Origin of the sequence: Halorubrum aquaticum (genome assembly GCF_900113615.1) — an archaeon.
Lineage (GTDB): Archaea > Halobacteriota > Halobacteria > Halobacteriales > Haloferacaceae > Halorubrum > Halorubrum aquaticum.
In genome coordinates this window covers 41,339-61,290 of record NZ_FOPZ01000016.1, presented here as the reverse complement: position 1 = coordinate 61,290, position 19,952 = coordinate 41,339, and the positions used below count along the sequence as shown (strand labels likewise).

The following is a 19,952-nucleotide window of genomic DNA, read 5'->3' as shown; positions in this document are numbered from 1 at the left end:
GAGAGCGGAAGGCCACGCCCGTCCGAGGAGCCGTGACCGAGCCGGCTCCGACCGCTACCCGTCGAACCCCTGTGCGTCGAGCGCGTCCTCGAGGGCCGAAAGCAGGAACTCGACGTTCTGCGGGCGCGCGGAGTAGCCCATACAGCCGATCCGCCAGATGTCGCCCGCGAGGTCGCCGAGCCCGGAGGCGATCTCGATGTCGTACTCCTCGAGGAGGTAGTCGATGACCGCGGCGTCGTCGACCCCGTCCGGCACGCGGACCGCGTTGAGGCTGGGCAGCCAGTACTCGTCCGGCGCGTTCATCTCGAGGCCCATCTCCTGGAGGCCGGCCTTCAGGTCGCCGGCGACGTCGAGATGCCGCTCCCATCGGTTCTCGATCCCCTCCTCGGCGACGAGCCGGAGCGCCTCGCGAATCGCGTACACGTTGGTGATCGGCGCGGTGTGGTGGTACGCGCGCTCGTCGCCCCAGTACCCCTCGAGCAGCGAGAGGTCGAGGTACCACGACCGGGGCTGCTCCTCGCGGCCGAGCACCTTGTCCATCGCCCGGTCGTTGAGCGTGAGCGGGCTCGCGCCCGGCGGACAGGAGAGACACTTCTGGGGGCCCGAGTACGCCACGTCGACGTCCCACTCGTCGACGCGCATCTCGACGCCCCCGAGCGACGTGACGCAGTCGGCGATGACGTACGCGTCGTGGGCGTGTGCGATGTCCGTCAGCTCCGGGACGTGCGGCTGGAGGACGCCCGTGGACGTCTCCGCGTGGACGAACCCGAACACGTCGGGCTGGTGGGCGTCGAAGGCCGCCTCCACGTCGGCGGGGTCGAGCGGCTCGCCCCACGGCGCGTCGACCTCGACGACCTCGCCGCCGGCGCGCTCGGCCATCGAGGCCATCCGCCCGCCGAAGTAGCCGTTCGTCGGGACGAGCATCGTGTCGCCCGGCTCGACGAGGTTGCCGATCGCCGCCTCCATCGACGCCGACCCGGTCCCCGAGACGGGGATCGTCCACTGGTTGTCCGTCCGGAACGTGTACCGCAACATCTCCTGTACCTCGTTCATGATCTCGATGAACGAGGGGTCGAGGTGTCCCACGAGCGGCGTGCTCATCCCGCGCAGCACTCGAGGGTGAACCTCGCTCGGACCCGGTCCCATCAGCGTGCGGTCCGGCGGCGTGAGTTCCCCGACTCGAGGAGCTTCGTCGTCCGCGACGGTCTCCGATGATCGATCGCGCATACCGGCCGTTCTCGCGGCGGATATAAAAAACGCGACGGAACTCGATACGTCGTCCGGAGGCGTCCCGAGCGGACCGCCGTGATCCGCGTGATCCGATCCCGTGGGCCACACGACTGAAGTGGATCCGCACGTTCTATCACCCATGAGCGACCCGCCGTCCGCCGTGGACCCCGAAACCGATCTCCGGACGGTCCTCGACCGAATGGCGGACGGATTCTTCGCCGTCGACGACGACTGGCGGGTCACGTACGCGAACGAACGGGGTGCCGAGATGATCCGGGACGCGATGGCCGACGGCGAGGGCGGGGTTACGGAAGCGGACGGCGCCGGGGACGCCATCGAGGGAACGCACCTCTGGGAGGCGATCCCGGAGGCGGTCGACACCGAGTTCTACGACCGGTTCCACCGGGCGATGGAAACGCAGGAATCGGCGTCGTTCGACGAGTACTATCCTCCGCTCGACACGTGGTTCGACGTGCGGGCGTTCCCCTCCGACTCGGGACTCTCGGTACACGTCCGTGACGTCACCGAACGACACGACCTCGAGCGCCAGCGCCGGCGAAACCTCCGCGCGATACAGCGGCTATACGCCGTCTCCTCGGACGGAGACCGCTCGTTCGAGGCGAAGCTCGAGGCGATCTTCGAGCTGGGATGCGAGTACCTCGAGCTGCCGAACGGCTTTCTCACCCGCATCGAGGACGGGACACAACACATCCAGGCGTCGCACGCGACGCATCCGGCGCTCGAACGGGGCGAGACCTGTCCGCTCGAGGAGGCCTACTGTAAGCGGACGGTCGAACTCGATCGGCTGTTGACCGTGGTCGACGCGGCGAACGAGGGATGGGAGGAGGAGCCGGCATACGAGCGGTTCGGGCTCGGGACGTACATCGGGGGCCGCGTCGAGATCGACGGGGAGCTGTCCGGAACCCTCTGTTTCGCGGACACGGACGCGCGCAAGGAGCCGTTCAGCGACCTCCAGAAGACGTTCGTCGAGCTGTTGACCCGGTGGGTCAGTTACGAACTGGAGCGCGAGCGGACGCAGGCACAGCTCCAGCGCGAGCGGGACCGCCTCGAGGAGTTCGCGAGCGTGGTGAGCCACGACCTCCGGAACCCGCTCAACACCGCGGCCGGTCACCTCGAGCTGCTCGCCGCGGAGAGCGACAGCGAGCACGTCGAGCCGGTCCAGCGGTCGCTCTCGCGGATGGAGACCCTCATCGAGGACCTGTTGGCGTTGGCTCGGGACGGGGTCCGGGTCGAGGCCCTCGCGGAGATCGGCCTCGCCGAACTCGTTAGCGACGCGTGGTCGACCGCGGAGACGGCCGACGCCGAGCTGACGGTCGAGCTGGATCGGACCCGGATCCGGGCGGACGAATCGCGTCTCAGACAGCTCCTCGAGAACCTGTTTCGCAACGCCGTCGAACACGGCGGCGACGACGTGTCGGTCCGAGTCGGGACCCTCGGGGACGCGAGCGGCTTTTACGTCGAGGACGACGGCCCCGGGATCCCCGAGGACGACTGCGAGCGAGCGTTCGAGGCCGGATATTCGACGAGCGACGAGGGGACCGGATTCGGATTGAGCATCGTCGAGGAGATCGTCGCCGCACACGACTGGACCGTCACGGCGGGCGAAAGCGAGTCGGGCGGCGCACGCTTCGAGATCGATGGGGTCGAGTTCGCGGAGGGAACCGACGCCGGGTCCGAGGAAAGCGGTGAGGACGCGTTCGGGGGTGGGTGAGCGAACCCGCGCGGGGTCGAAGGCCGTGCGGGGTCGAAGGCCGTGCGGGGTCGAAGTTGCGCGGAGTGGAAGCCGCGCCGGGTCGAACGCCCGCTACTCCGTGCTCGTCACGAAGTCGGGCTCGACGCGTTTCTCGTCGTGCTCCTCGACGAGGTGGTCGACGAACACGTCGAGGTCGACGTCGCCGCGCTGGTTCTCGAAGCGGTCACGGACGGAGACCGTACCGGCCTCGGCCTCGTCGTCGCCGACGACCACCATGTACGGGAGCCGGTCGTCGTGGCCCTGGCGGATCTTGCGGCCGACCGTCCAGTCGCGGTCCTCGACCTCAACGCGGATCCCCTCGTCGGCGAGCGCGTTCTTCACGCGGTGGGCGTACCCGAGCGTCTCGTCGGAGACCGGGAGGATCCGCACCTGTTCGGGCGCGAGCCATAGCGGGAAGTCGCCGTCGAAGTGCTCGATGAGCACCATGAAGAAGCGCTCGTAGCTGCCGTAGAGCGCGCGGTGGATCATCACCGGCCGGTGCTCCTCGTTGTCCTCGCCGGTGTAGGTCAGCCCGAAGCGCTCGGGCATGTTGAAATCGAGCTGGACCGTCGGCCCGTCCCAGACGCGGCCCAGCGCGTCCTCGAAGCCGAAGTCGATCTTCGGGCCGTAGAAGGCCCCGTCACCGGGCTCGACGTCGTAGTCGTAGCCGCCGGACTCGAGCACGTCACGCAGCTGTTCCTCGGCGGACTCCCAGATCTCGTCGCCGCCGACCGACTTCTCGGGGCGGGTCGCGAGCGCGACCTCGACCTCGAGGTCCAGCGTCTCGACGACCTCGAAGATCATCTCGATGACCGACTCGATCTCCGCCCGGATCTGGTCGGGCCGGACGAACAGGTGACCGTCGTCGATGGTGAACGCCCAGACCCGCGAGAGCCCGGAGAGCTCGCCGCGCTGTTCCTTCCGGTACACCTTCCCGTTCTCGAAGTAGCGCTGCGGGAGGTCGCGGTACGACCAGTTCTGCTGGTCGAAGATCGTCGCGTGACCCGGGCAGTTCATGGGCTTTAACCCGTACTCCTCGTCGTTGACGTCGAGGAGGAACATGTCCTCCTTGTAGTTCTCGTAGTGGCCGGACTGCTTCCACAGTTCGGTCCGGAACACGTGGGGCGTCTCGACCTCCTCGTAGCCGTTCTCGCGGTTGAGCCCGTTCGCGAACTCGGAGAGCTCGTTCAACACGGTCTTTCCCGGCGGGTGGTACAGCGGGAGCCCCGGCCCCGTCACCGTCGGGATCGAGAAGAGGTTCATCTCCTGGCCGATCTTGCGGTGGTCGCGCTCCTTGGCCTTCTCGCGCATCTCGAGGTGCTCCTCGAGGTCGGACTCGGTGGCGAACGCCGTCCCGTACACCCGGGTCAGCGTGTCGTTCTCCTCCTCGCCGCGCCAGTAGGCGGCCGAGACCTCCAACAGGGTCGCGGCCCCGATCTCGCCGGTCGACTCGACGTGCGGTCCCTGACAGAGGTCCTGCCAGCCGTCCTGGACGTAGAAGGTGACCTCCTCGTCGGCGGCCTCCTCCTCGAGTATCTGGCGTTTGTACTCGTTGTCGGCGTAGATCTCCATCGCGTCCTCGCGGCTACGGACGACCCGTTCGACGTCGTAGTCGGCCGCGATGATCTCGTCCATCTCCGCCTCGACGGCCTCCAGGTCGTCCTCGTCGAGGTCGACGTCGGTCACGTCGTAGTAGAACCCCTCGTCGGTCGGCGGACCGATCGTGAGGGTCGCCGCCGGATGGAGCCGCTGGAGCGCCTGTGCGAAGACGTGCGCGGCCGTGTGGCGCAACACCGTCAGGTACTCGTCGGACTGGTCGGTGACGATCTCGATCCGGTCGCCGTCCGTTACCTCGGCGTACTTCTCGACGAGTTCGCCGTCGATCTTCCCCGCGACCGTGTCGCGTCCGAGTCCGGGACCGATCTCGTACGCGACGTCCTCGACGGTCGATCCGGCCGGTACGGAGAGCTCTGACCCGTCCGGGAGGACGACCGTCACGTCGGCGCGCGCGTCCGTCTCGCTCATACCCTCGGAAAGCCGGACGAGCGGCATAAGTGTTGTTCGATCCGCGCGGATCGTGACGGCCGGACCGCGGGCCGCTGGACCCGTACCCTAACACGCATCCCGCCGATGGAAACACACAAACCGACCGGCAACCCTTGCCCCTACATGACCACCCATCGCGAGCCCCTCCCGTCCGTGCTGGAGACGATCGGCGAGACGCCGCTCGTCCGGGTCCACGACTCCCCGGACGCGGCGCCGGTGTACGCGAAACTCGAGTCGTTCAACCCCGGTGCGAGCATCAAGGACCGCATCGGGAAGTACATGCTCGAACGCATGCTCGAGCGCGGCGACCTCGAGCCGGGGGGAACGGTGATCGAACCGACCGCCGGCAACACCGGCATCGGGATCGCGGTCGCCGCCGAGCAGCTCGGCGTGAACGCCGTCTTCGTCGTCCCCGAACGGTTCTCGGTGGAGAAACAACAGCTGATGCGGGCGCTCGGCGCGGACGTGATCAACACGCCGACCGAGGACGGGATGGGATTCGCCATCGATCGCGCCCACGAGATCGCCGAGGAACTGGACGGTGCCGTCGTTCCCCAGCAGTTCTCGAACCCGCTCAACGCCGAGGCGCACTACGAGACGACCGCGCCCGAGATCGACGACGCCCTCGACGGCGAGGTGGGAGCCGTCGTCGCCGGCTGTGGCACCGCCGGGACGCTGATGGGGACGGCCCGCTACTTCCGCGAGCGGCACCCCGACGTCCACGTCGCCGCCGTCGAGCCCGCCGGCTCCGCCTACCGCGAGTTCTTCGGCGAGAACGTCGACCACGAGGAGTACAAGACCGAGGGCATCGGCACCCACGACGTCGAGACCAACGAGCTGTTCGATCCCGACCTCGTCGACGAGATCCACGCGATCCCCGACCGCGAGGTACACGAGGAGATGGCCCGGCTCGCGAGCGAGGAGGGCCACCTCGTCGCCTCCTCGTCGGCCGCGAACGCGCTCGCCGCGAAGCGGGTCGCCCGCGGGATCCGCGACGGCGAGGTCGACGCCCCCCACGAGAACGTCGTGACCGTCTTCGCGGACTCCTCGGAGCGCTACCTCTCGAAGGGCGTCTATCGCGACTTCGAGGAGTGGGAGGGCTGACCGTCCTGGCGCTCGGGGGTGATCCGGGGATCGACGGACCGCGTCGCGTCCGGTGTCACCCGATCAATCGGCCGTGTTCGACCTTCATACACCGGTCCTGGATCACGTCGAGCCCGTCGGCCTCGGCGACGGCGGCCGCCTCGTCGTGGCTGATCCCCAACTGGAGCCACGCGGTCCCCGCGTCGCCCCGTTCTGCGTGTCGCTCGCGCACCGCCTCGAGGACCTCCGGCACCTCCTCGCTCGGCCGGAACACGTTCACCACGTCGACCTCCTCGTCCACGTCCGCGAGTTCGTCGTAGGCGGGCTCGCCGAGCACCTGGTCGGCGAACGGGTTCACCGGGATCACCCGGTAACCGTGTCTCTGGAGGTACGCCGGCACGTCGTGAGCCGCCTTCCCGGCGGTCGTCGAACAGCCGATCACGGCGACCGTGTCGGCCGAGAGCGCGCGCTCGAGTCCCGCGTCGTCGGTGATGGGCATGCTCGTGTTTGGTCGGCAAGGGTCCTAAACGTTGGCAGGCTCAGGCCAGCCGGATCTCGACATCGTCGTCCTCGGAGACCGTCACGATCCCGTCGAACAGCTGTTTGAGGGTGTTCAGGCTCTGGTCGTCGTGGGCGGTCGAGTCGATACTGAACAGCCCGAGCCCGTTGACGCTCTGGACGCGACCGGTGAACACGTGGAGAAACCGGAAGACCGTCTGGAGGTCGGAGTACATCAGGAGCGTCGACAGCGAGTGGACCATGATCCGATTGCGGTCGATCCCGCGGTCGCCGAACGCTTGGAGGAACTCCGAGAGCTTGATCCCGATGCCCGTCATGTCCACCGGCGAGGAGGCGTACTTGATCCGGTCGGAGTCGCGGACGTCCGAGCCCTGCTGGCGAGTGACGCAGTCGACGACGGCGACGGGTTTTCCGTCGTAGGGCGTCCGCTTCTCGTAGTCCTTCAACACTCGATCGGCGCCGTCCTTCGTCGTGACGACGATCGCGCCGTCACCACGGTCGGTCCCGTCCGCGAGGACGTCCATCGCGAGCGATCGCTTCCCGGTGAGGGGAGGTCCGGTGAGAAGCAGGTTCGTTCCCGGTTCCACCTCCGCGTCGAGGTGGGGAGTCAGATCATACATGAGTGTACCTCGATCGCGGGGGGATCGACGCGGACCACTCGTTCGACGACCGTCTCCGACCGGGATACATCGACTACGGAAGACATCTCCAGTCCCGATAATATTCTTTTTGATCGGTCGCCGGTCCGACGAGGGCGCCGTCCCCGATCAGTTCGGATCGCGGGACTTAAAACCGTCAGCGGGATACCGATGGGTACGGGCGCTTAGCTCAGTCTGGATAGAGTGCTTGGCTTCGGACCAAGTTGTCGCGGGTTCAAATCCTGCAGCGCCCATCATTCTGCGTGACGGGCAACATTTGGCAGACGGCGGTACGGCGCTTATAAAGGAACCCCTCTTCGACCGTTTTGATTTCATCACGGTTCGGAACGGGGGTCGCCGATGTCATGCGATTCGCTTACATTTGAATGACACTGTGGGGACATAATACTTGGGTAGAGAGTGTAATTGGTGGCGCGCGCGAGAGACTTTGGTCGTCTTCACGCCACTCAACTCAGCAATTCAGTGGGCCTGTCTGAACTGAAGCAAGCCAGAATCCCCTCCGGAATTAACTATCTGATCCTTCAACGGGTATAGCAGAGCCCACGTTACGCTCCGGCCTCGGGTCAACGCAGTCTCTACGAACAAGTATGACTGGCAACGATGAACCGTCGAGTGACGGAATGGAAGAGAACTCTGACCGCGCGTTCGAAAGCGGTCACGAGGAGCGAGAAGCCCACTATCCGGACGCTGGCTACAATCTCGTTGAGATTAATCTGATGCGGCCACCGGGTGAGGCACTCGCGGTGGTCAGCCACCACCTAGCACTCTCCAGCATCACGATACCTCCAGCAACCGAATTCGAAGATTACGTAGTGTACGACCAGTACGGTCACGCCTACGACCACGACGACTTTCAGAATCCTTTGGAAGCCGTGGACACGACCGATGTTGACGGGATGGTTGATACTATCCAAACGGGCGAGAGTAAAGCGCAGCGACTGGCCTTATTCAGGCTCGCACGACTCGCTGAAGCAGACCCCAGCGCCGGTCTTACGCCTGTTCCCGTACTAACGACTGAATTACAGGGATCAGACCCGGCTATCCAGGCTGACGCTGTAACAATACTCTCGTCTGTCGCTCAAGAGCATCCTGAAGAGGTAACCCCCGCTGCTGAGGACATCATCGAATTTCTCGCTTCGGAAGCAGACCATGACGTTCTTGCTGACGCGATTACCATCGTCGCGGAGATTGCCGATTCGAACCCCGGTGCTGTCGTCGATGCGGTACCGAAACTCGCGGCACTCCTCCAAGATGGCTCGCCCGCTGACGCGACAGCAATCACAGCAATTCAACGCATCGCAGAAGCATATCCTGACGCTGTCGTTCCGATCACCCCGCAGCTCACCGCGTACCTCGGCGAGAGTGATGAGTCACACCGGATCGGTGCGCTCGCCATCCTCGGAACACTCTCGAAGGACTACCCCAACGTCGCTGAAGACACGATCCCAACGGCAATCGAATTACTTGACGCGGATCACTACAAACTTCGCGCGAATGCAGCCGGTCTGTTGGCAGACTTGGCTGACGCATACCCTGATCAGGTCGAGCCGGTGGTCCCACGGGCAATCGAGTTGTTAGACGACTCTGATGAGAAGGTACGGTACAACGCGACATCGATCCTCGCACGAATCGCTAAAGCAGATCCGGATGCCGTCGAACCCGCAATCGAACCGTTGATCGACGCATTAGACGAGGACTTCGCGTACGCCCGATCTAATGCCTGCTGGGCACTCGGCTACCTCGCAGCCGAAGACGCACTGGAGCGGTTACGAGACATTGAGGAAACTGATCCAAACGAGGAGGTACGACACGCTGCGTCGGTCGCAATCGACGAAATTGAGGAGCGGTAGCGAACCGGCCACGAGTGCCTGTTAGAGGCCACCGATGCTGACGAGTATTCCGAGCAAGACGAGTACGACGATAACGACTGTGCCGACGGTGAGCGGCGTGTTTTCCATCGCTTTCTCGTAGAATGGCATGGCTTCGTACTGTTCGCGGAACGCGTCTCGGTTCGCCTCGTCGTAGAAGTACTTCGTTTTGAACGCGAAGCGCTCGGTCACCGCGCACCCGGTACAGATCGGTGTGTCCTCTAATCGCTCGGTTTTGATGTGCGAGTCACAGTTGATACTTCCGCAGTTCGCACAGTACGTGTAGGCGTTGTCGGTGCCTGTTGTGTCGCAGTGGACGCACTGGTGGATTCCGTCTTCACTCGTTACGCGTGATGGTCCTGCCGCGAAATACTCGTACGGATACGAGTACTCCTGTAGGTCAGTCGTGTGCCGAACCTGCGGCAGGTACACCGGTTCGATTGACTGTACTGAGATGTCGGACCGATTCGGTTCACACGTTTTCGTATACGTGACGTTGTTGTCTCCGGTATAGGAAACGGTCGTCGTGTGATGGTCTTTGAGACGGTCAACGGCCCAGTCTTTGTATTCGGTCTGGGTTTGCCCGAACCGCCGATCTTCAACTGCATCGAACGAACTCTCGAACCGGTCCGCGTCGAGATCAACAGTCGCGTGGAGGTTCTCCAACACGAGGTTCGAGACGTCACCTGACGCAGCTTGGGGGCGTCCGCGTTCAGCGTGGACGACGAACCGGGACCGTTCGTTGATCCGGTGGATCACGCCAACCGACGTTTCGAAAACTGCGTTCGTATCCGCAGTCACGGCGACGACTGGTCGGAACGTGACGGTGGAATACGGCGCAGGAAGGTTCGATGACTGGATGTTTTCGATGTCTTGGAACGCTTCTTTGACAGGCGCAGTCACCGACGTCGCTGAGTCATATGGCCGGAGCGTTTCGTCGCACAGGATCTCGATTCGACCGTTGTAGAGGTCAAGTCCGATTTCGTCAGCGATCTCACGGAGGTCTACACCGTCAATGAGTTCAATCGGATACGGGTCATCATTGCGCTGGAGGCGCTGGGCATACTCGATAGCCGGGTTAGTAAATCGACCAGTCGTGACCACCATCCCACGCTTCGGTCCGTCAAACCCGAACGTCGCAATCGCCGAGTGAAGTTTCTGCACCACCGGTCGCCCGACAGTTCCTGTATGCTTACACTCGACAACGATGGCCCGGCGATTCCCGTCCACGACCTCTTCCATGAGGATGTCGCGTCCTTCGTCAGCCGTCCGCTCAGCTTGCCGAACGTTCTCGTAGCCAAGATTCCGGAAAACATCCTCCATCACGTCCTCGAACTCGAATCCGGAGAGATCGTCCAGAACAGGCATCGGATTTACTCCAATTGTACCATTTGGGTCGTAAATACGTTCTTTCGATTAGGAGGTATCGGACTACTCTTCGAACCCAGGTCCGACGGTAAACGAGGCCGGCGCACAGGGAAGTTGGTTGTGCTGACACCACCGGCAGTGCTCACCCGAAGTGTACCGACTGAACGAGAACTCGGCAATACGGGTCATCGACGCCGTCACGTCGTCCCTGACCGCCGCCAGGTCAGCGTCGCTGAATGTTCGGGATTCAACCGTCGGCCCTATCTCACCGACATAGGCGTATCCTGCACGTGCGACGGGCTCATCGTACAGGTCACGACATGCCAACAGGTAGATCGGGAGTTGCTTGTCGTCCTCTAGGTCGCGGTGACGTTCGGTGGCCTTGTAGTCGATGACGAGCAACTCATCGTCTGGCGTCCGGTAGACGGCGTCGATGTATCCGACGAGTTCGTGCCCATCGATGTCGAGTTCGAACTCCCGTTCCGCATCGATGAGCTCGTAGCTGGGGAGGTCTAACTCGAAGTACCGGTCGATACACTGTTTCGCCGCCGGGAGTGCGTCCTCGGCTCGGCGTTGACTGGCCAGGCGCTCACAGATTTCGTACCACTCCTCACGCCGTTCCACAGCTTGGTTCGCGGCTTGCTCTGCAGTGTCGTGGAACAGCAACCCGATCTCACGTTGCGAAACACCATCCCGGGCTTCATTCGTCGCGTCCTGATAGTCGGGGAATGCGTTGACCACGTAGTCCAGGTAGTGGCTCCGCGGGCATTCCTCGTAGGCTGCCAGCGACGTGTAACTGTGCGAGAGCGGCGGCGAGGGCGTCGACGGGCCGGTTAGCGACGTCACTTGGAGTGTCTCTCGTTCGTCTCTCGGTGAGAGATCCCCGTCGAGGGTGGCTGTTGCGAGGTCTAGCACGCGGTCGCGCGCAGCTTCGACTGCGAGTTCGTCCCCGTCGTGCTGGACGGTCCCACCAACGCGCCCGACAGTCTCGTTCGCCAGCGTGTCAGTCCAATCTGCCGCATCATCCGGGAGACACTCCTGAACGTCGGTCCAGAGTGGGAGCTGCCCGCGCGCTGGCTGCCACGGGATTTGGGGTGGAAGAATCTCGTCGACGGCCTCTGAAACCGGGTGCACGTCCGCAGCATCGTCGTCGCCCTCGGTACCGCCCTGGAGGACAAGGACGTCTTCGGCGCGCGTGATCCCGACGTGGAACACGCGGCGGGTTTCACGCGCGTCACGCTCGACGAAGTCCTCGGCGAACGCCGCCTCTGCGCCATCCGAGAGCCCCGTTTCGAGTGCGTCGTAGGTACGTGAGCTCGGTGCCCACTCGTCGGCTGTAACTTGTGGGGTGAGGACGACCGGGAAGTCTAGGCCTTTGCTCTTGTGGATGGTCATTACGTTGACCGCGTCGTCGGCGACGTCCGGCTGACTCGTCGGTGTCGAGCCGCTCTCGTCGAACAGGGAGTCGTAGTGTTCGAGCGAGTTGATGAACTCTGGGGTGAGCGGTGGTTGGACAGCACTGTCACCGTATTGTTCGATGACGTCCTCCAGCTGGGCGAGATCCCGGCGCTCCTGTTCGCTGAGGTACCACTCGATGTTCGTGATGTCCGTGAGTTCGCGGTACAGGTGACTGAGCGACGCCGAGTCACGGATGGCGAGGAGCTCTGTGACGTGCTCGCGGGCTTCTACGACGCGGTCGGGTTCCTCGAACTCGTCGAGCGGCGTCTCGCGCAGCGTGTCCACGAGCGAGTCGTCGCCCGCGTTGAGCGTACGGAGATCCGCATCGCAGAGCCGGTACCGCATCAGGAGGACGCGATTCCAACTCACCTCGTCTTCGGGCCGCGCGAGCGCCTTCAGGTAGGCAGTCACGGTGCCGACGCCGACTGATTCCGTCGCCAGATCACCAGCAACCTGGTACGGGATGCCGGCATCCTCGAACTCCTCGATGACCGGCGTCGCGTGGTCGTTCTTCCGGACAAGCAGGGCGATGTCGCCCGGGTCGTACGCCTCGTCGAGGTTGTCTGCTGCGCCGCTCAGTAGATTCTGGACGACGGTGCGAAGCTGGGTCGCGCCGTCCGCATCGTCCTCGTCCGGCAGTTCGACGGTTGCGACGGTGTCGCCGTCGTACGCAGGTTCGTCGACGCGTTTCAGTGTCTTGTGTCGTTCGCGGTGATCGAGCTTCTGAATTGCTTCGTTCGCCAGGTTGAGGATCGGCTGTCGGGACCGGAAGTTCTCTTCTAACGGTTCATCTTCGAGTGCGGCGAATGCGCGGTCGAGTTCGTCAGTGATGTTGGCGACGTTCGCGCCACGCCACTCGTAGATCGCCTGATCGTCGTCACCAACGACGAACAGGTTGTCGTCGGTGACGAGGGACGTGACGAGATCGAACTGCAGCCGGTCGGTGTCCTGGAACTCGTCACAGAATACGTAGTCCCACCGGTCGGCTATCTCTTCGCCGACCGGCGAGTCCATCAGTGCGGCCGTCTCCACGACGAGGCCGTCGAAGTCTATCAGGTTCCGCTCGTCAAGTTCACGCTCATACGCCGCATAGCCCGCCGTCAGGTCACGGGCCGTGAGACAGTCCGAGAGGAACGAGTCGAGATGGTCCGTGAGTTCGAGGTCGAGATCGTCCGGAATCCCCTTCGGCGCACCGTTCGCGTACCCTCCGAGTAGGTACTTCGGAAGCTTGTACGCGTTGTCCGGCAACGCTTGGTCGCCCGCCTCGTGGGCTTCGAACGCGGATTCGAGCGCGTCACAAAGCTCGATGATGCGGTCGAGGAAGTCGCGTGCGCTGGCTTCGATACCATGGGTACCGAGTGCGTCGCGCTCAGCGACAAGGTCAGCACGCGCGTCTGGGAGCGAGTCTAGTACGCTCGATACGGACTGGCCACCCAGATGGTCGCTGGCGATGTTCTCGACGCGCTCCGAGAGGTCGGCGAGTTCGTAGACGCGGTCAGCCGGTCCGAGGAAGGTATCGATCTCGTCGGGCGTGATGCCGCTGCGTTTCATCGACCCGATGAAGTTGAGCAGCTTCGACGCAGCCCCTGACACGTACCCGTCGCTCCCGTACACGTTGGGTTTCACAGACCGGTATTCGATGTCGTCCAGGACGTCCAGAACGATGGCGTACTTTTCGGCGTCCGTGGCGACCTCGAAGTCCGGATCGATTCCCGCCTCGTACGCGTAGTCGGTGAGGATCTCGTTACAGATGGAGTGGTACGTGTACGCGTCGATGTCGTACCCTGCTGTCCCGAGTTTCGCGTTGAGTTTCTCACGCATTGAGTCCGCGGCGTTGTTCGTGAACGTCAACGCGAGAATCCGGTCGGGGGACACGTCTTCCTCGTCGATGAGGTGCTCGATTTTGCGCACCATTGTGAACGTCTTCCCCGTCCCTGCACCGGCGAGGACACGCATCGGGTACGCGTCGGAGTTGATGATTGTCCGCTGTTGGGGCTCCGGGGACACGTCTTCTTCTGGAACGGGGAGCCACGACGGGTACTCCGTCTCGTCGCTCATCGTCGCACCTCCGTCGACAGGCGATCAGCACACATCTCTCGATAGTCACAGTCCGGGCACGCCTCGTCGGTGATGAGGTCGAACGGCTCCGGCTCGTAGGCCTCACCTGTGATGCCGTCGTGTGCGGCACGGATGAGCGCCCAGATCGTGTCGTGGTGCTCCGCGTAGATCTCCGTGGTTTCTCGTGGATATCCACGGGCAGATACCTCGTACCCGGTTGGAGTGCTCTCGAACGACGTGCTGTTGAGCAGGCCGTAGAAACTGAATCGAACCGTCATCCCGTCCTCGTAGAACGGTTCGTTCTTCACGCCCTCGATGTACGTCGCCGTCTGGAACGCGTTCCGCACACGCTTTGGCTCGTGCGCCTCTCCGTCGCGGTGCTCGCCGAGATACTCGGCTGTCCCGGACGAAAGGACACCTCTCGTGTTCCGCTTGTAATCGAATACGTGGAGCCCCTCGTCCGTCCGAACGACGTTGTCAGCTTTCCCGTGGAGGCCGCGGCCATCCACTTCGCACTCCACCCAGCACTCCGTGGCGACGGAGTGACGCGCGTGCTCGATCCCGTCACCACCATCCGGGTCAAAGAACGCCTCGACGGCAGCCCGGTTCTCTCTCCGCTGGTATTCCTGATGGGCGTCGGATTCGTAGTCGTCGGAGTTGCTGTGTTCCGCCCACTTCGCCGCGAAGACATCCATCGCGCGGTCGTGAATCGTCTCTGCATCAGCATCACGGTCAGTCGCATCACATACGTCCTCGATAGTCTCGTGGTAGATCGTCCCTTGGTTGAGATACAGCTCCGTACGATCCGGTGTGTTCACATCCTGTACGTACCGGTAATCGTACAACCGCGGACACGTCGCGTAGTTCGCCAACCGCGACGGGGAGAGCGATTCCGAGCTCATCGCCGCACCTCCCCGGTAGCGAACTCGACACGCGCACGCAACGCCTTCCGAAGTTCCTCCCCACGCGCCCCGCTCTTATCGAGCACGTCCTGAATCTCTCCGAGTTCCGCTTCGACCTCATCGAGCGACACCGTCACGTCCTGACTGTTCGCGCGCCGCACCTCCGCAAGCGCGTCGTCGACCCGCGACAGCAGGTACTGCTCCGCCGCTTGCTCGCTCGTAACCTGTGGATCATCGGCCTCGGTCACCCACGGAAGGTCCGCATACGCCGCTGTGAGGAACCGCGACGCCTGTGCACGCTCTTCGAGCGCCGTGTCTTCGTACTCGTAGAGACAACAGTAGAGCCGCTCCGCCGCCGCACCCGCACCGACAGCCAACCGTCGCCGCGCGTGCTCCGCGTGGTACTGCGCGAACGGTCGTCCTGACGCCGTCGACGTCGTCGGGAACGTCGCATCCACGTCCGCTCCATCCAGTTCCGTTACACCGGGGTAGTCCGGCATCGACGCGACTCGCTCGCTCGGGAACAACCGTGTCAGGAACGGGTCGCCCGGGTACTCGCTGTCGACGAGATTCACGAGGAACACCGCGCGGAACGACTCGTTCTTAATCGCTTGCAAGTGATCGACGCGGACCCCGCCGTCGAGGTCCGTCGCACTCGTCTGATTCTGCTGTGGTGCGTACTCGTGAGCGCGTTCGAGCATCTGCTTGAACGACTCCCACGTCGCATCCACGAACTCGGTCTCTTCGAGGAACTCGGCCATCCGGAACGCCCGTCGGACGTTCCCGAACTGCGCCCGTGCATCCAACGGGGCCGCCCGTTCCGCGATCCGCTCTTTCAACCCAGCGTCCGTCGCCCACCAGTGAATCGCATCTTCGAGGCTCTCCGTCTCGCTGACTCGGTCCAAGCGGTCCGTATCGAGCTCCGGACCGTGGTCGGGCCCATCATCTTCACCGTCAGCGAGATACCGAACAGCCGCGAGGAGTTCCCGAATCGCAGGGTCGTCACCGAACCCGGTGACGGTTGTCGATTCCGTCGGAATCCCGGTGCCTTCGAACGCTTCGATAGCGTCCGTCACAGCACTACCGCTTTGCTTCGTGGCGACAGCGATGTCGTCGTACTCCCAGTCCGGCTGCGCGACGAGCGCTTCGATCTCGTTCGCAATCTCAGCGAGCTGTTCGTCACTGGAGTCTGTAGCGAGGACGGACACCGACCCAGCTCCCGGATCTTCTGGGACCATTTCGTCGGCGAAATAGGCTGCCGTCGCGGCTGGTCGCGTCGACGGCGTCCCCGATGCCCCACGTCGAGACTCGCTGAACGAGACGTAGTCCGTAACGGGTCCGGTCTCGACCCAGGTGCGGCGCACACTCGCGTTCTCCTCGGCGACACAGACGAGCTCGCAGTCTCCCGCGAGCGCGTCGAGATACGCGCGATCAAGCGGGAAGAACTCCTCAAATTCGACTGCGAGCACCGCGTCGAAATCAACGACCTCGTCGCGGGCATCCCCAGTGAGGACATCGAGCGCTTCCGAGATGAGTTGCCCGCGTTCCATGTGCCCGTGCTCGGCGAGCCAGTCGTGGAACCCGTTGAGCGCAGTCGTGATGTCACGGAGTTCCGGAGTCTCGTCAGGCGTGACCGCCTGCCAGGAGACCGTACCCATCACCGCATCCACGTCCTCGATGAACGACGGCTGCGCAGACGCCCGTTGGAGGTACTCCGTTTCCCACTCGTAGTCTTCGAGGAACCGGTACAGGAGTTCCCGTCGCAGCGCGTCGGAGAGAATGACGCGGTCATCGGTCTGGTTGAGGACATCGGTCGCGTGCACCACCGACGACGTCACGTACGGCGTCGCCGCACCCGGCAGTTCCTCACCTAACGCTTCACGGAACGTGTCTGCGCTCGTCGGCGCACCGGTGATGACGAGCACGTCCTCAGAATCGTGCTCGTCAAGGAGGTCAGTGTAGATGTTACATACCGCAGATTCCACGTTATACCGGCCAAACGGTACGCTCACCAGTTCGCCGTCGAAGGCGTGGTTCACTATACCTCTCATCGACGGCCCCTAGAGGTAGAAGACAGACCGGTCGAGTACGACATACTGGCTAGTTCCGAGAGCTATCAGTTAGGCTTTCTCCCATTACATCCCGTAGTGTTCAGATAAGCTGGTTCCATGCGAAGCTGAACACTACGAACCGGCAGTGTCGGTGTGTTTATCTACTTGGTGTCCTGTGGCGTGTACTTGTTCACATTATCAGAGACTTCTACAGAGCGATGGTTGTGACTTTTTCACTATCTTAGGTTGTCGTTCGTTTCGTTCGGCGAAACCCTTCGTATACAGCCGGCAATCCGAGGGGGAGTGCCAGGAGCCCGAATCCAAGGAGAGTAATCCCGTCTGCGTTCTGGTTTCGTACTGCGAGGAGCGTTGCGACAATGCCGGACAGCACGATTAGATATGCGGTGTTACTCCAGACCACATCGTACGAGGAACAGTACAGCCAGCAGATGAACGTGTAAGAGGGGGCGTTCCAGGTCGGTGGGTGGAGTTTCGGCCAGAAAACCCGACAGTAGGTCGTCCAGCTGAGCATCGCTAGCGTGGGGAGCCCAGCGAGCCACGTCGTTGAACCGAACGGCGTCCGAGTTCCGAATCGTCTGTAGCCACCGAAGAACAACGCCGGAAACCCGGCGATCCACAGCCAGATGCCGAGAGTGTACGTTACTGGCCAGTGTTCGATCCGTGGCTGTTCGAACGGGAGTCGGAGCGATGCCGGTAGCGTCGCCCAAGGGAACGAGGGATCAGGTGCCGGATTTGTGACGAACGCGACCAGACAGAGTCCCGTTCCAACGAGTAGTCCGTACAGGCCTAGCGTTGTATACCGGTCGAACCAAGCTGGGAGGGACGGATGCGTCGTCGCAGGACGGGAATCGGATGTCCTCGTCATTTCTCGGAACTGTCTTATCTTCACTTCGTATCGCGTTCAAGTGCCTCTCGCCGCTGTTCATATTCGTCCTCGGTTAGATCGCCGCGAGCGTATGCGAGCCGGAGCTCTTCGAGTGCTTGGTCTGAACCACTCTCACTGCCCACAACCGCCCTATAGATGAGGTAACCACCGCCGATAATGGCAGCCAGGAACAGGATCTGCATCACGATGCCGACGATGAACATCCAGCCCGACATCGTTCCGTCGCCCCACATTCCACCGCCCCACATACCGCCCATCATCGATCCGAATCCCATCATCCCGAACCCCATGAAGACCATCGGGAAGATGACGAACGCACCGATGATAATGAGGAGGATCGTGACCAGCCGTGTGTCGTCGATATTTTTTGGCATTTGAGTTCACTCCGTAAGTCCGTCTCTAGTGTCATGTACGTGGTTACGATTCAATGCGATTACGGCTTAGAACCATCTGGAATCGAACTTGCTGACTTTTGAATCCATAGTTGAGAGTTCTCAGAAGGACGGTATCTTAAGGAAAAGTGTAATAGAGGATCCTTACGTTGGTACAACCATACAGGCGACGATGATTGAGGGGATCTTCGAAGCCCTCCGAATCGGTGTTGGATTTCTCTGGACGGCAGCGTGGGCGATCATCATGGGCCTCACGATCACGAGTCTCGTTCAAGTCTATGTCTCCAAAGAGCGGATGGCTCAAGTCCTGGGTGATGGTGACCTAAGCGGTCTCATCAAAGCGACTGCGTTCGGCGCAGCGAGCAGTGGGTGTAGTTTCGGGGCCGTCGCCATCGGGAAAGGCCTGTTCAAAAAGGGTGCGCACGCGGTGAATTTCCTTGCGTTCATGTTCGCGTCGACGAACCTCATCGTCGAACTTGGGTTGATGATCCTGATCCTGCTGGGTTGGGAGTTCCTGCTCGCGGAACTGCTCGGCGGCCTCATCCTCATCGCCATCATGGCTGTCATCGTCCACCTCACACTCCCCGAGAACCTGTTCGACGAGGTTCGGGAGACACTCAACGAACGCGACCGTGAGTCGGGCGTCACGGAAGATCCTACCTGCGGGATGGAGGGGAAAGACGAGTACACGCTCACGACAGACGGCGGTGAAACACTGAAGTTCTGCTCGGAGGGCTGTATGGAGACCTACCGTCAGGAGACGTCAAGTAGCGGGGGGTGGCGCGAGGAGTTGCTGTCCTGGGGTGGTTGGTACAAGGTCGGGAATCAGTACCGCAAGGAGTGGTCGATGATCTGGAAGGACGTCATCGCAGGGTTTCTCATCTCCGGATTCGTCATCGTCTTCGTCCCGAAGTGGGTTTGGAACACCCTGTTCATCCAGGGGGACGGGCTGCTCGTGACCGCCGAGCACGCGATCATGGGCGTCGCCATCGCCGTCCTCAGTTTCGTCGGCAGTATGGGCAACGTCCCGTTCGCGGTCGCGCTCTGGGGCGGCGGCATTAGCTTCGCGGGAGTCATCGCGTTCGTCTACGCTGACCTCATCACGATCCCCGTGTTGAACGTCTACCGGAAGTACTACGGCTGGAAGATCATGCTGTACATCCTCGGTGTCTTCTTCGTTACGATGGCGTTCACCGGCTTCCTCATGGAACTACTATTCGACGCCCTCGGCATCGTCCCTGATCTGGCCGGTGGACAGACGGCAACCGAGCAAACGTACTTCGAGCTCAACTACACGTTCTACCTCAACCTCATCGCCTTCGCGCTCTCGGGCTTCCTGCTGTACGTGTACCGTCGTGGTCTCGGTGCGCCCGGCCAGTACCGCGACCCCGTCTGTGGTATGCGGACCGATGACAGCGAATCGTCGACGACACACGACGGTGAAACGTACTACTTCTGCTCACAGACCTGTAAGGAGACCTTCGAGGAGAAACCCGATGAATACGCCACCGGACATCCGATGGTGATGGAGGGACACGACCACTGACGGACGTCTCATCGAAAATCCACAGCTGATAGAAGACAGGTCCTTGTTCGCACTTGGGTAAATCCGATGACTAAACCAAATTGAACACGTTACTGTGCCCCTCGACCGGAGA

General features: G+C 62.5%; 13 protein-coding genes and 1 tRNA gene. 5 read left to right on the top strand and 9 right to left on the bottom strand.

Features of this window, described 5'->3' with window-relative positions; translation table 11 throughout:
* Nucleotides 1-54: 54 nt before the first annotated feature.
* Nucleotides 55-1,227: a pyridoxal-phosphate-dependent aminotransferase family protein gene (locus F3H10_RS12585; protein ID WP_149785105.1), complete on the bottom strand. Its 1,173-nt coding sequence runs from the start codon at nt 1,225-1,227 to the stop codon at nt 55-57.
* A gap of 142 nt (nt 1,228-1,369) precedes the next feature.
* Here F3H10_RS12585 and F3H10_RS12580 point away from each other — a divergent pair, with 142 nt between their 5' ends.
* The gene (locus F3H10_RS12580; protein WP_149785104.1) at nt 1,370-2,962 is read left to right on the top strand and encodes a sensor histidine kinase; all 1,593 of its coding nucleotides are present in this window, start codon (nt 1,370-1,372) and stop codon (nt 2,960-2,962) included.
* Between the two features lie 93 nt (nt 2,963-3,055).
* On the opposite strand, the gene thrS is transcribed toward F3H10_RS12580, so the two are convergent.
* Nucleotides 3,056-5,035 carry a threonine--tRNA ligase gene (gene thrS, locus F3H10_RS12575; RefSeq protein ID WP_188127938.1) on the bottom strand — a complete coding sequence of 660 codons (1,980 nt, stop codon included), beginning with the start codon at nt 5,033-5,035 and terminating at the stop codon, nt 3,056-3,058.
* A 117-nt stretch (nt 5,036-5,152) separates the two neighbouring features.
* Here thrS and F3H10_RS12570 point away from each other — a divergent pair, with 117 nt between their 5' ends.
* Entirely contained in the window at nt 5,153-6,133 is a 981-nt protein-coding gene (locus tag F3H10_RS12570) for a PLP-dependent cysteine synthase family protein (protein ID WP_149785102.1), read from the top strand.
* 55 nt (nt 6,134-6,188) lie between these two features.
* Here the strand turns inward: F3H10_RS12570 and F3H10_RS12565 are convergent, their stop codons facing one another.
* Both F3H10_RS12565 and F3H10_RS12560 read right to left on the bottom strand, forming a co-directional pair.
* Nucleotides 6,189-6,611, bottom strand: coding sequence for a CoA-binding protein (locus tag F3H10_RS12565; protein WP_149785101.1), 423 nt, complete (start codon nt 6,609-6,611; stop codon nt 6,189-6,191).
* A gap of 40 nt (nt 6,612-6,651) precedes the next feature.
* Nucleotides 6,652-7,251 (bottom strand): RAD55 family ATPase, encoded by a 600-nt coding sequence (locus F3H10_RS12560; RefSeq protein WP_149785100.1) that lies wholly within the window; start codon nt 7,249-7,251, stop codon nt 6,652-6,654.
* A 197-nt stretch (nt 7,252-7,448) separates the two neighbouring features.
* On the opposite strand from F3H10_RS12560, the gene F3H10_RS12555 reads away from it, so the two are divergent.
* Nucleotides 7,449-7,523: transfer RNA gene (locus F3H10_RS12555), tRNA-Arg, on the top strand.
* Between the two features lie 354 nt (nt 7,524-7,877).
* Nucleotides 7,878-9,140: a HEAT repeat domain-containing protein gene (locus F3H10_RS12550; protein WP_149785099.1), complete on the top strand. Its 1,263-nt coding sequence runs from the start codon at nt 7,878-7,880 to the stop codon at nt 9,138-9,140.
* Between the two features lie 21 nt (nt 9,141-9,161).
* On the opposite strand, the gene F3H10_RS12545 is transcribed toward F3H10_RS12550, so the two are convergent.
* The 5 genes from F3H10_RS12545 to F3H10_RS12520 all read right to left on the bottom strand — a co-directional run bounded on the left by F3H10_RS12545 (nt 9,162) and on the right by F3H10_RS12520 (nt 18,276).
* The gene (locus F3H10_RS12545) at nt 9,162-10,526 is read right to left on the bottom strand and encodes a restriction endonuclease (RefSeq protein WP_149785098.1); all 1,365 of its coding nucleotides are present in this window, start codon (nt 10,524-10,526) and stop codon (nt 9,162-9,164) included.
* Nucleotides 10,527-10,589: 63 nt separating this feature from the next.
* On the bottom strand, nt 10,590-14,042 hold the full coding sequence (locus F3H10_RS12540) for an ATP-dependent helicase (RefSeq protein ID WP_149785097.1): 3,453 nt from the start codon (nt 14,040-14,042) through the stop codon (nt 10,590-10,592).
* Complete coding sequence (locus F3H10_RS12535) at nt 14,039-14,944, bottom strand: RecB family exonuclease (RefSeq protein WP_149785096.1); 906 nt, start codon at nt 14,942-14,944, stop codon at nt 14,039-14,041. The genes F3H10_RS12540 and F3H10_RS12535 overlap by 4 nt, the downstream gene beginning before the upstream one ends.
* On the bottom strand, nt 14,941-16,602 hold the full coding sequence (locus tag F3H10_RS12530; protein WP_394349714.1) for a DEAD/DEAH box helicase: 1,662 nt from the start codon (nt 16,600-16,602) through the stop codon (nt 14,941-14,943). The genes F3H10_RS12535 and F3H10_RS12530 overlap by 4 nt, the downstream gene beginning before the upstream one ends.
* Before the next feature lie 1,299 nt (nt 16,603-17,901).
* Nucleotides 17,902-18,276: an SHOCT domain-containing protein gene (locus F3H10_RS12520; RefSeq protein ID WP_149785095.1), complete on the bottom strand. Its 375-nt coding sequence runs from the start codon at nt 18,274-18,276 to the stop codon at nt 17,902-17,904.
* 178 nt (nt 18,277-18,454) lie between these two features.
* Here F3H10_RS12520 and F3H10_RS12515 point away from each other — a divergent pair, with 178 nt between their 5' ends.
* Nucleotides 18,455-19,840 carry a permease gene (locus tag F3H10_RS12515; RefSeq protein WP_149785117.1) on the top strand — a complete coding sequence of 462 codons (1,386 nt, stop codon included), beginning with the start codon at nt 18,455-18,457 and terminating at the stop codon, nt 19,838-19,840.
* Nucleotides 19,841-19,952 lie beyond the last annotated feature (112 nt).